This window comes from Pantoea sp. SO10 (assembly GCF_005281435.1).
Lineage (GTDB): Bacteria > Pseudomonadota > Gammaproteobacteria > Enterobacterales > Enterobacteriaceae > Pantoea > Pantoea leporis.
Map to the genome: position 1 here is coordinate 1,508,118 of NZ_CP040095.1, position 12,144 is coordinate 1,520,261.

Genomic DNA, 12,144 nt, shown 5'->3' on the forward strand with positions numbered 1-12,144 from the left:
GAGCCCAAGGGCTCCGTTTTTAGGTATTACGCAATGCTAATCGGGTGATTAGAACTGGTAAACCAGGCCAACGCCAACTACGTCGTCGGTGCTCACGCCCTGAGCGCGGGTGTAATCGTTGTCATCCAGCAGGTTGATTTTGTAGTCAACATAGGTAGACATGTTTTTGTTGAAGTAGTAGTAGGTACCCACTTCGATGTATTTAACCAGGTCAGCATCGCCACCCGCGAAGGTTGCACCGTTAGCGGTGTTACCATTCAGCTGCTTGCCTTTAGACTGCAGGTAAGCGATGGATGGACGCAGACCGAAGTCGAACTGGTACTGTGCAACCACTTCGAAGTTCTGAGTTTTGTTAGCAACCTGACGAGCGGTGCTACCGTAAGCAGTGGTGTTACGTGATTCACCGTAGAATGCTGCCAGGTATACGTTGTTCGCGTCATATTTCAGACCGAAACCGTATGCGTCAGCTTTGTCGCCGTTACCATCTGCAATCTGAGCGTTAGTACGGTCAGAAGAGAAGTAAGAACCTACTGCGCTAACACCCATACCGGTGTCATACGCTACAGAAGTACCCCAGCCGTCACCGTTCTGAGCCAGTGGATCACGAGAACCTTCGTTTTTGCCCTGGTACTGTGCTGCGAAGCTCAGACCTTGGACCAGACCGAAGAAGTTGCTGTTACGGTAAGTCGCCAGACCGCTTGAACGACCAATCATGAAGTTGTCGTTGTCTTGATACAGAGTATCGTCACCGAATACTGGCAATTGGTCAGTGTAGGACATTGCGTCATAAATAACGCCGTAGTTACGACCGTAGTCGAATGAACCTGCATCACCAAATTTCAGACCTGCAAAGCCCAGACGGGTTTTGTTGCCATCCTGAGCGTCGCCGCCTTCGGTGTTGTTAGCCTGAATGTTGTATTCCCACTGGCCGTAACCGGTCAGTTGGTCAGTGATCTGAGTTTCACCTTTGAAACCGAAGCGAACATAAGTTTTGTCGCCATCATCGCTAGCGTTATCAGAGAAAGAGTGACGTGCATCGACTTTACCGTACAGGTCCAGCTTGTTGCCGTCTTTATTATAGATTTCTGCTGCGTTTGCTGCGCCGGCAGCTAACAGAGCAGGGATAACCACTGCAAGAATGTTGCGCTTCATCATTTTTTATTACCCTCATTGGAGTTATTTGGACATCTGCCACTGCTGCCAAGAAATCTTTACAGAACCTTGAAAGAAGTTTGATGTCTCCTGTGTCTGCACGCATCTTTCCATCACAGGGTTGCTAATTCTAGCCCGAAGATGATTCAAATCTCGCAATTAAGTATCAAAAGGAAAAATTGTATGACAATTTGTAAAAATTCGGGAACTTTGTGAGAGAACTCTAAATTTACAAAAATAAAAAAAGGCCGGCTAGGCCGACCTCTTTATATATATGAATTACTTATAATTAATCGCTAAATTTAGAAATTCGCGTTGCGTGGGGTACGCGGGAAGGGGATAACATCCCTTACATTTTGTACGCCGGTGACATAGGCGATTAATCGCTCGAAACCTAAACCAAAGCCGGCATGTGGCACGGTGCCGTAACGGCGCAGGTCACGATACCACCAATAATCTTCTTTATTGAGGCCCATTTCTGCCAGACGCGCATCCAGCACATCCAGACGCTCTTCACGCTGTGAACCCCCGATGATTTCGCCGATGCCCGGCGCGAGAACATCCATCGCCGCTACGGTTTTGCCATCTTCGTTCATGCGCATATAGAAGGCTTTGATGTCTTTCGGGTAGTTTTTCACTACCACCGGCGCTTTGAAGTGCTGCTCTGCGAGATAACGCTCGTGTTCGGATGAGAGATCCACGCCCCAGGAAACCGGGTTCTCGAAGCTCTGCCCGCTTTTCAGCAGAATATCAACCGCATCGGTGTAATCCACCTGAGCAAAGTCGGTAGTCACGAAACGCTCGAGACGCGCAATCGCATCTTTATCCACGCGCTCAGCAAAGAAGGCCATGTCATCAGCACGCTCGTTGAGAACGGCCTGGAACACGTATTTCAGCATAGATTCTGCCAAAGCGGCCGCATCATCCAGCGTCGCGAACGCCACTTCCGGCTCCAGCATCCAGAATTCCGCCAGGTGACGGCTGGTGTTGGAGTTTTCGGCGCGGAAAGTGGGACCAAAGGTATACACCTTAGACAGCGCACAGGCGTAAGTTTCGGCGTTGAGCTGGCCCGATACGGTCAGGAAGGCTTCTTTACCGAAGAAGTCTTTATCGAAATCGATTTTGCCCTGCGGATCGCGCGGCAGGTTTTCCAGGTCCAGCGTCGAAACGCGGAACATCTCACCGGCACCTTCGGTATCCGAAGCGGTGATCAGCGGAGTCGAAACCCAGAAATAGCCGTTTTCGTGGAAGAAGCGATGCAGCGCTTGCGCCAGCGTATGACGCACACGCGCCACGGCGCCTACAAGGTTGGTACGCGGACGCAGATGCGCCACTTCACGCAGGTATTCGATGCTGTGACGTTTCGCCGCCATCGGATAGGTATCCGGATCGTCAACCCAGCCGGTAACTTCAACGTTAGTCGCCTGCAGCTCGAAAGCCTGGCCTTCGCCCGGCGATTCGACCACTTTACCGGTAATGATTACCGAGCAGCCGGTGGTCAGACGCAGCACTTCATCCTGATAATTATTCAGAGAGTTATTGACGACGGCCTGAACGGGATTAAAGCAGGAACCGTCGTAAACGGCGATAAAGGAAAGACCAGCTTTGGAATCTCTTCGGGTACGCACCCAACCACGTACGGTGACTTCACTGTCAACCGCGACACGGCCGTGCAGTACATCCGCTACAGGCACAACGCTCATAAAGTTCTCTCTATATATAAAAGAAGGTGGATAAAAGCCCTTATTCAGGGTTTTGCTATGTTACTTGCGAGCCCACAGGAAACAAGCAAAATTGCCGGGTAAACAGGAGATTTGTTGCGTGAGAGCAGGGCGCAAGCGCCCTGATATAAGAATCAGCTGGCTCTTTTGACCAGCGGCAGATCGAAGGCTTTGCGCAAGGCGCGCACGAAGGCTTTATCCTGGCAAATGGTTTTGCCGGGACTGTCGGAAAGTTTTGCCACCGGTTTGCCATTGCAGCTCACCAGTTTGATCACGATATTCAGCGGCGTCACGTCCGGAATATCGCAGGACAGGCGTGTTCCGATACCGAACACCACGTTGGCACGTTGGCCAAAGTGGCGATAGAGCGCTAGCGCTTTGTCCAGATTGAGGTTATCCGAAAACACCAGCGTTTTGCTTTTGGGATCGATATCCAGCCGCTGATAGTGCGCAATGGCTTTCTCACCCCATTCCAGCGGATCGCCGGAGTCATGGCGCAGGCCTTGATAACGATGCGCAAAGCCCGGGCCAAAGTCGCGCAGGAAAGCATCCATGGTAATGCAGTCGGTTAAAGCAATACCTAACTGATTGTCATACTCGTCCAGCCAGGATTGCAGCGCCGCACGTTGGCTGTTCGCCAATACCGGGCTGATTTGCTGGTGCGCCTGGAACCATTCATGCGCTTGTGTACCCACCGGATTAAGCTGCAGGCGACGCGCCAAATCGTAGTTGCTGGTGCCCACCAGCCACGGAAACTCCGCTTTAAGCGTAGCGACGATCGCTTCCTGTACCGCTTTGGAGTAGCGGCGACGGGTGCCGAAATCCATTAGCTGGAAGCGCGACATATCCCAATCGCCGACCTGCTGACGGAAATTCGTAAGCTTATGCTGCAAGTGCGCAACCGCCTGATCCACACCCATCTGCGGCGTGCGATGGCGATGCACCACTTCACTGATCAGCGCCAGCAACGGCACTTCCCATAAAATCACTTCACGCCACGGCCCACTGATCTGAATGGTCAGATGGCCGTTGTTGTTACGCACGTTGACTTGTGAGGGATCGAGGCGGAACTGGCGCAGCCAGTCAAGGTAATCGCGTTGGAAGAAAGGCAGCCCGCTGAGGTAGTGATACTCATCGTCGCTCAGGGCGAGCGTTTGCAGGGTTTCAATTTGTGCGCGGATCTCGTCCGCATAAATACCGAGCAGTTCGTCGCCACGGCAGCGAAATTCCGCCGTAACCGGGACATCATAATAGCGATGATAGACGGCCTGCTGCATGTGAAGCTTATACGCATCGGTATCAAGCAGCGTGGTCAAAATCGGGGAAGCATGTCCAGTCATGGTGCGTTTCAGCATCCTCTTCCGCGGAGCAGAGCCCGGTGTTCAACAAAGTCATAAAGACGCAGGAGTATAAAACAGTAATGACCGCGATCACACCATAATTGCGGGTGGCAGGTCGAGGGTCATTTGTGCCATTGTTAATGAATTGTAGCCTTTTCAACGAACGCACGCATTGACCGTGGCAACAGAGGCACAACCCGCTTAGACTTTGACGGGTCAACATATTAACGATTTAACGATGCGAGAAGGACTCATGACGCAACAGCCGCAAATTAAATATCGCCACGATTACCGTGCGCCGGATTACACCATTACCGATATCGACCTGACTTTTGTTCTGGATGCGGCTTCGACGCGTGTTACAGCGGTCAGTCAGGTGAAGCGTTTGGGCGCTACCGACGCGGAACTGCGTCTGGATGGCGAAGATCTCACGCTGGTATCGCTGGCGGTGGATGGCAATCCGTGGCCGCATTACCGCGAAGAAGAGGGCGCGTTGTTCATTAGCCAGCTACCGGACAACTTCACTCTGACCATCATTAATGACATTCATCCGGATAAAAACACCGCGCTGGAAGGGTTATACCAATCCGGCGATGCGCTTTGTACCCAATGTGAAGCCGAAGGTTTCCGCCATATTACGTGGTATCTCGATCGCCCAGACGTGCTGGCGCGCTTCACCACCACCATTATTGCCGATGCCGCGCGTTATCCTTATTTACTCTCCAACGGCAACAAGCTGGAGAGCGGTCGCCATGAAGATGGCCGCCATTGGGTGAAGTGGCAAGATCCGTTCCCGAAACCGTGCTACCTGTTTGCGCTGGTGGCGGGTGATTTCGACGTATTACGTGATAGTTTTACTACGCGTTCAGGCCGCGATGTGGCGCTGGAGATCTTTGTCGATCGCGGCAACCTTGATCGTGCTGATTGGGCGATGACCTCGCTGAAAGCCAGCATGAAGTGGGATGAAGAGCGCTTTAACCTTGAGTACGACCTCGACATCTTTATGATCGTCGCGGTGGATTTCTTCAATATGGGGGCGATGGAGAACAAAGGCCTTAACGTCTTCAACTCCAAATATGTGCTGGCGAAAGCCGAAACCGCCACTGACAAAGATTACCTCGGCATTGAAGCGGTGATCGGTCACGAATATTTCCACAACTGGACCGGCAACCGCGTGACCTGCCGCGACTGGTTCCAGCTCAGCCTGAAAGAGGGGCTGACAGTATTCCGCGATCAGGAGTTCAGCTCCGATCTCGGTTCGCGCGCGGTGAACCGTATTGATAACGTACGCGTGATGCGCGGTGCGCAGTTCGCGGAAGACGCCAGCCCAATGGCGCACCCGATCCGTCCGGATCAGGTGATCGAAATGAACAACTTCTACACCTTAACGGTGTATGAGAAAGGGTCAGAAGTGATCCGCATGATGCACACCTTGCTGGGCGAAGAGAATTTCCAGAAAGGCATGCAACTCTATTTCGAGCGTCACGATGGCAGCGCCGCCACCTGCGATGATTTCGTGCAGGCGATGGAAGATGCCTCGAACGTCGATCTATCGCAGTTCCGCCGCTGGTACAGCCAGGCGGGCACGCCAGTTCTGACGGTGCGCGATGACTACAATCCAGAGCTGGAACAGTACACGCTGCACGTCACCCAGCGCACGCCGGCCACCGCCGAGCAGAAAGAGAAGCTGCCGCTGCATATTCCGCTGGATATCGAACTGTACGATAACGAAGGCAAGGTGATCCCGCTGCAGCATAACGGTCATGCGGTGCATCACGTGCTGAACGTCACCGAAGAGTTCCAGACCTTTATTTTCGATAACGTTTACTTCCAGCCGGTGCCATCGCTGCTGCGTGAATTCTCTGCGCCCGTGAAGCTCGACTACAAATGGAGCGATGCGCAACTCACCTTCCTGATGCGCCACGCGCGTAACGACTTCGCGCGCTGGGATGCGGCGCAAAGCCTGCTGGCAACCTACATTCGCCTCAACGTCGCACGTCATCAGCAGGGCCAGCCGCTATCGCTGCCGCTGCATGTGGCTGATGCGTTCCGCGCTGTGCTGCTGGATGAGCAGGGCGATCCGGCGCTGAAAGCGTTGATTCTTTCGCTGCCGTCTGAGAATGAAATCGCCGAACTGTTTGATGTCATCGATCCGCTGGCGATCTCAGCGGTACGCGATGCGCTGGTGCGTACGCTGGCTAAAGAGCTGAGTGACGAATTCTTTGCGCTCTATCTGGCCAACCAAAGCAGCGAATACAAAATTGAGCACGCGGAGATTGGCAAGCGCACGCTGAAAAATGTCTGCCTCGGTTACCTGGCCTTCGCCGATGCGGCACAGGCGGACAAGCTGGTGCAGGCGCAATATCAGCAGGCAAACAACATGACCGATGCGTTAGCGGCGCTGTCTGCAGCGGTGGCGGCGAACCTGCCGTGCCGCGATACGCTGCTGGCGGCCTACGATGAGCGCTGGCATCAGGATGGTCTGGTGATGGATAAATGGTTTGTGCTGCAAGCCACCAGCCCAGCGGCGGACGTGCTGAGCAATGTGCGTGAGCTGCTGAATCACCGTTCGTTCACCATGGGCAACCCGAACCGCATCCGTTCACTGATTGGTGCGTTTGCGTCTGGTAATCCCGCGGCGTTCCACGCTAAAGATGGCAGCGGTTATCAGTTCCTGGTGGAGATGTTGACCGATCTCAACACGCGCAACCCGCAAGTGGCTGCACGCATGATCGAGCCGCTGATTCGCCTGAAACGCTACGATGCTGATCGTCAGGCGCTGATGCGTAAAGCGCTGGAAACGTTGCAAGGGCTGGATAAGCTGTCGGGCGATCTGTACGAGAAAATCACCAAGGCGTTAAACGCGTAAGAAAACCTTGCGCAATAAATTGCGCCGCTACCAATAAATGTATGCATTCGTAGCGGCGCGATTTATCGCGCGTCTTCAATTAACTCTGCTGCGCAAACTTCAACGGCTGTTCTGACGAGCCGCGCTTCATCACCCGATCCAGTACTTCCGCTTCCAGCTCTGCCAAACGCGCCGATCCGCGACGGCGTGGGCGCGGCAGATCGACGATCAAATCCAGGCCAATCTGGCCTTCCTCAATCAACAATACGCGATCGGCAATAGCCACCGCTTCGCTGACATCGTGCGTCACCAGCAGCACGGTGAAGTTATGCTGCTGCCACAGCGACTCAATCAATCCCTGCATTTCGATACGCGTCAACGCATCCAGCGCCCCGAGCGGCTCATCGAGCAGCAGCAAACCTGGGCGGTGAATCAGCGCACGCGCCAGCGCCACGCGCTGTTTCTGCCCGCCAGACAACGCGGCAGGCCACTCGTTGGCACGATCCGCCAATCCCACGGCTTCGAGTGCTTCCAGCGCGGCGGCGCGCCATTCGCGGCCTTTCAGTCCCAGCCCAACGTTATCAATCACCTTTTTCCACGGCAGTAAGCGTGAATCCTGGAACATCAAACGCGTATCTTCGCGTGCCTCGGATAATGGCGCATTACCCGCCAGCAACGCCCCGCGCGTGGTGGATTCCAGACCCGCCAGCAGGCGCAGCAAGGTACTTTTCCCGCACCCACTGCGGCCGACGACGGCGACGAACTGCCCGGAGGGGATGTGCAGGTCGATATTATTCAGGATGGTACGATCGCCATATTGCTTGCTGACGCCATTCACGCCAACCGGTGTACCGCGATTTAAGCGCGCCGGATTTAGGGTTGCGTTGCTCATGCGTTCTCCTTCACTTGGTAAGCCGGATGCCAGCGCAGCCAGACGCGCTCCAGCAGTTGTGCCGCGACGTCGGCGAGTTTGCCGAGCAGGGCATAGAGAATGATGGCCACCACCACCACGTCGGTTTGCAGGAATTCACGGGCGTTCATCGCCAGATAACCAATGCCAGAGTTAGCGGAAATGGTTTCGGCGACAATCAGCGTCAGCCACATCAGGCCAAGGGCAAAACGTACGCCAACCATAATTGAAGGCAGCGCACCCGGCAGAATCACCTGAATGAACAGGCTCCAGCCAGACAAGCCGTAGCTGCGCGCCATCTCGACCAAACCCCGATCAATATTACGAATGCCGTGATAAGTATTCAGGTAAATCGGGAACAGCGTGCCCAGCGCCACGAGGAAAATCTTGGCGGATTCGTCGATGCCGAACCACAAAATCACCAGCGGAATCAGCGCCAGATGCGGCACGTTACGCAGCATCTGCACCGAGGTATCCAGCAAGCGTTCGCCGACGCGCGAGGTGCCGGTAATCAAACCCAGAATCAAACCAATCGAGCCACCAATAGAGAAACCGATGGCGGCACGCCAGCTGCTGATCGCCAGGTTTTGCCACAGTTCTCCGCTCACCGTCAGCTTCCAGAAGGTGATGAGGATGTTTTCCGGCGACGGCAAAATGCGCGTCGACAGCCAACCCACTTGCGATGCCAGTTGCCACAGTGCAATCAGCACCACCGGCAACACCCACGGCAATACAGCATTGGTCAGCCTGGTTTTAACGTTCGCCATCATCTGCTCCTTTAGCTCTGCGACACTTTTTGCGGCGTGAAATCGTTGGCCACCGCTTCACCGTGCGCTTGCACCACGCGCGGCTTCGGCACTTCCGGAATCGCCAAATTGAGGTGCGGGAACAGCAACTCACCCACGCGATAAGCCTCTTCCAGATGCGGATAGCCGGAGAGAATAAATGTCTCGATGCCGAGATCCTGATACTCCTGCATGCGCGCCGCCACGGTTGGGCCATCGCCCACTAACGCGGTACCTGCGCCGCCGCGCACCAGGCCGACGCCGGCCCACAGATTCGGGCTGATCTCCAGCTTGTCGCGACGTCCACCGTGCAGTGCGGCCATGCGCTGCTGGCCTACCGAATCGGTGCGCGCAAACGCGGCCTGCGCTTTGGCAATGGTGGCATCGTCGAGATGGGCAATCAGGCGATCCGCCGCTTGCCACGCTTCTTCATTGGTTTCGCGCACAATCACGTGCAGACGAATCCCGAAGCGCACGGTGCGGCCTTGTGCCGCCGCTTTGGCGCGCACTTGCTCAATCTTCTCTTTAACTAACGCCGGCGGTTCGCCCCAGGTGAGATAGACATCGACCTGTTCAGCGGCCAGATCCTGCGCGGCATCTGATGATCCGCCAAACCACAGCGGCGGACGCGGTTCCTGCACTGCTTTAAACATCAGACGCGCACCGCGCACCTTCACATGCTTGCCTTCGTAATCGACGGTTTCGCCTTCGCTTACCCGCCGCCAGACGCGGGTAAACTCAGCGGACTCTTCATAGCGTTCACGGTGATCGAGGAACACGCCATCGCCGGCTAACTCTTCCGGATCGCCGCCGGTGACCAGATTAAACAGCGCGCGACCATTCGACAGACGATCCAGCGTGGCGGCCTGACGCGCCGCCTGCGTCGGTGAAATCACGCCCGGACGCAGTGCGACGAGGAAACGCAGACGCTGCGTAACCGGAATCAATGACGCCGCCACCAGCCAGGCATCTTCACAGGAGCGGCCGGTAGGGATCAGCACGCCGCCGAAGCCAAGGCGATCCGCTGCCTGCGCAATCTGTTGCAGATAACCATGATCAACCGGGCGCGAACCTTCCGCGGTGCCAAGATAGTGGCCATCGCCGTGCGTCGGGAGAAACCAAAATACGGATACGCTCATGATTAATTTCCTTTAGGCTGGGCGGATTGTGGATGCCAGATGCGGTCAGCAATATTCACTTTTACCGGCATCAGATGATTGGCATAAAACAGATCGGCCGTTTGCTGTTGGGCCTGCGCGGTATGGGCGCTGACCGGCGTAATGGTGGTCGGTGGACGATGGTCGAGATAGCTGGCAATTACCGGTTTCGGTAAGCCCATTGCATTCGCCAGCAGATCGATACTCTGGTCGCGCTGGCTGCGCGTTAACGCATCGGCTTCGCTGAAGGTATTCAGGACCTGCTGCACAAAGGCGCCGTTCGCCTCGGTGTATTTGCGCGTGGCTAAATAGAAGGAGCCAGTTTGATTGAGTTTGCTGCCGTCGGCCAGCACGCGCACGTTGCCTTGCAGCAGCGCGGCAGAGTAGTAAGGATCCCAAATTGCCCAGGCATCAACGTCACCTTGCTGGAACGCGGCGCGCGCATCGGCGGGCGTCAGATAGGTTGGCTGAATGTCTTTAAAACTCAGCCCGGCCTGTTCCAGCGCACGCAGCAGCAGGTTGTGCGAGCTGGAGCCTTTCTGGAACGCCACTTTATGCCCTTTCAGTTCGGCCACGCTGTGAATCGGGCTGTCTTTCGGCACTAAAATCACTTCGGCTTGCGGCTTGGGTGGCTCCGAGCCGACATACAGCAGATCGGCACCTGCGGCCTGCGCAAACAGCGGCGGGATGTCGCCGGTGCTGCCCAAATCGATGCTATCGACGTTAAGCGCCTCGAGCATCTGCGGGCCCGCCGGGAATTCCACCCACTTTATGTTGGTGTGCGGGAAGCGCTGCTCCAGCAGCTTGTGGGTTTTCGCCAATACCATGCTCACCGAACCTTTCTGATAACCGATGCGCAACTGTTCTGGTGCGTCGGCGGCCTGCGCGCTCACGCTCAAGGTGAGCAGCGCCGCGACGGCTGGCATGAGTAAACCCGTCAATATCCTTTTCATCTCTCTTCCTTTATACCGCTTGTGCGTAAGGTGGGTGGCGACGATGCAGCGCGTGCCAGAAGGTATCCAGCGCTTCATCAATGCGTTGCGACAGCAGCGGATCGAGCAGCGGCTGGCGGTCGTAATCGGTAATCTGGCCGTCAGTGGCGAACACGCCGTGCAACACTTCCTGTGCCTTTAGCGCGTTGAGTACCGGCTTCAGCGCGTAGTCCACCGCCATCAGATGTGAAGCGCTGCCGCCGCTGGCCAGTGGCAACACCACTTTGTGTTCCAGCGCGCGCTCGGGCAGTAGATCGAGCAGGGTTTTCAGTGCGCCGGAGAACGAAGCCTTATATATAGGCGTGGCGACAATTACGCCATCCGCCAGCGCCAAATCGGCTTTCAACGCGGCCAATGCGGGAGAATCGAAGCGTGCATAGAGCAAATCTTCAGGCTGGAAATTGTGAATATTCCATGGAATCACTTCGACACCGCGTGCTTCCAGCGCGTGCTGGCACAGGCTCAGCAGCGCAGTAGAGCGTGAAGGGAAGCGAGGGCTGCCCGCCAGCGTAATAACCCGCATGGTCACTCCTTATAACTGAAAGTTATTGATTATCTGATATTCAGAACTGATGTGTTCAATACTGTCAGAGCAGGCAGCGAGGCTTAAATGATTTATCTGGTAATCCTAAGTCGCAAAATGGGATAGCCAGTGACATATAAAGAGGGGATGAAAACGCAGGTTTCAGGCGCTTAGGTATAATCTGAAAAGCGAGGCTGCAAGGTTGCGGTTATATAAATCCTGCGGCCTCAGTGAATGACGTTAATGATTAAAGGGCGTGATGCATGGGTAAAACAGAGTAGTAACCAGAGAAATATATTTATACAGACCGCACAGTTACCGATTGCATGCAGTGCTTGATATTGAAAGTTATGGAAAAAGAGAAGCAATTCTCCACTATTCCCTCCTCCATGAATCAGATAAAACTGAGCAACAGTTGTTTATTTCCTAATTTACCGTGGTTTTTATTTCACGAAATTTATGTCTAAACGCGAATAAAGGTTAATAAAATACGCACTATTCAACCCGCTTGTTACAAGTCATGCAAATTTTCGCCGATCACCATCACACTTCATGCAGCCGCGCTGAACAATTAATTTCGTCAGTTACGTGTCAATACTCATCGTGGTTGGAATTACAATTCCCGGCCTGTTTATAATTGGTTGAGCTAATTTCCGCTAGAACACGATAACGATATTTCACTTATTTATTTACGCCCGCGTTTTGTGGCGTGAACT

The 12,144-nt window shown here is 54.7% G+C and carries 9 protein-coding genes; 1 reads left to right on the plus strand and 8 read right to left on the minus strand.

Annotation, left to right across the window (positions count from 1 at the left end; all coding sequences use genetic code 11):
• Nucleotides 1–48 precede the first annotated feature (48 nt).
• The 3 genes from ompC to pncB all read right to left on the minus strand — a co-directional run bounded on the left by ompC (nt 49) and on the right by pncB (nt 4,213).
• Complete coding sequence (gene ompC, locus FCN45_RS06935; protein WP_110865853.1) at nt 49–1,155, minus strand: porin OmpC; 1,107 nt, start codon at nt 1,153–1,155, stop codon at nt 49–51.
• Between the two features lie 299 nt (nt 1,156–1,454).
• Nucleotides 1,455–2,855, minus strand: a complete 1,401-nt coding sequence (asnS, locus tag FCN45_RS06940; protein ID WP_137385501.1) for an asparagine--tRNA ligase — start codon at nt 2,853–2,855, stop codon at nt 1,455–1,457.
• Nucleotides 2,856–3,007: 152 nt separating this feature from the next.
• Nucleotides 3,008–4,213, minus strand: coding sequence for a nicotinate phosphoribosyltransferase (gene pncB / locus FCN45_RS06945; protein WP_168197451.1), 1,206 nt, complete (start codon nt 4,211–4,213; stop codon nt 3,008–3,010).
• 253 nt (nt 4,214–4,466) lie between these two features.
• Here pncB and pepN point away from each other — a divergent pair, with 253 nt between their 5' ends.
• The gene (gene pepN / locus FCN45_RS06950) at nt 4,467–7,082 is read left to right on the plus strand and encodes an aminopeptidase N (RefSeq protein WP_137385503.1); all 2,616 of its coding nucleotides are present in this window, start codon (nt 4,467–4,469) and stop codon (nt 7,080–7,082) included.
• A 79-nt stretch (nt 7,083–7,161) separates the two neighbouring features.
• Here pepN and ssuB read toward each other — a convergent pair whose 3' ends face one another.
• The 5 genes from ssuB to ssuE are packed head-to-tail and all read right to left on the minus strand — an operon-like array spanning nt 7,162 to nt 11,428.
• Nucleotides 7,162–7,953, minus strand: coding sequence for an aliphatic sulfonates ABC transporter ATP-binding protein (ssuB, locus tag FCN45_RS06955; protein WP_101760939.1), 792 nt, complete (start codon nt 7,951–7,953; stop codon nt 7,162–7,164).
• Nucleotides 7,950–8,738: an aliphatic sulfonate ABC transporter permease SsuC gene (gene ssuC, locus FCN45_RS06960; RefSeq protein ID WP_101760938.1), complete on the minus strand. Its 789-nt coding sequence runs from the start codon at nt 8,736–8,738 to the stop codon at nt 7,950–7,952. Before ssuC ends, ssuB begins: the two co-directional genes overlap by 4 nt.
• A gap of 11 nt (nt 8,739–8,749) precedes the next feature.
• Entirely contained in the window at nt 8,750–9,895 is a 1,146-nt protein-coding gene (ssuD, locus tag FCN45_RS06965) for an FMNH2-dependent alkanesulfonate monooxygenase (protein WP_137385504.1), read from the minus strand.
• A gap of 2 nt (nt 9,896–9,897) precedes the next feature.
• Entirely contained in the window at nt 9,898–10,866 is a 969-nt protein-coding gene (locus FCN45_RS06970) for a sulfonate ABC transporter substrate-binding protein (RefSeq protein ID WP_137385505.1), read from the minus strand.
• Between the two features lie 10 nt (nt 10,867–10,876).
• Nucleotides 10,877–11,428, minus strand: coding sequence for an NADPH-dependent FMN reductase (gene ssuE, locus FCN45_RS06975; protein ID WP_137385506.1), 552 nt, complete (start codon nt 11,426–11,428; stop codon nt 10,877–10,879).
• Between the last annotated feature and the right edge of the window lie 716 nt (nt 11,429–12,144).

Coding starts and splice junctions, on each gene's coding strand:
- ompC (WP_110865853.1), bottom strand. CDS start 1,155: ATGATGAAGCGCAACATTCTTGCAGTGGTTATCCCTGCTCTGTTAGCT.
- asnS (WP_137385501.1), bottom strand. CDS start 2,855: ATGAGCGTTGTGCCTGTAGCGGATGTACTGCACGGCCGTGTCGCGGTT.
- pncB (WP_168197451.1), bottom strand. CDS start 4,213: ATGACTGGACATGCTTCCCCGATTTTGACCACGCTGCTTGATACCGAT.
- pepN (WP_137385503.1), top strand. CDS start 4,467: ATGACGCAACAGCCGCAAATTAAATATCGCCACGATTACCGTGCGCCG.
- ssuB (WP_101760939.1), bottom strand. CDS start 7,953: ATGAGCAACGCAACCCTAAATCCGGCGCGCTTAAATCGCGGTACACCG.
- ssuC (WP_101760938.1), bottom strand. CDS start 8,738: ATGGCGAACGTTAAAACCAGGCTGACCAATGCTGTATTGCCGTGGGTG.
- ssuD (WP_137385504.1), bottom strand. CDS start 9,895: ATGAGCGTATCCGTATTTTGGTTTCTCCCGACGCACGGCGATGGCCAC.
- FCN45_RS06970 (WP_137385505.1), bottom strand. CDS start 10,866: ATGAAAAGGATATTGACGGGTTTACTCATGCCAGCCGTCGCGGCGCTG.
- ssuE (WP_137385506.1), bottom strand. CDS start 11,428: ATGCGGGTTATTACGCTGGCGGGCAGCCCTCGCTTCCCTTCACGCTCT.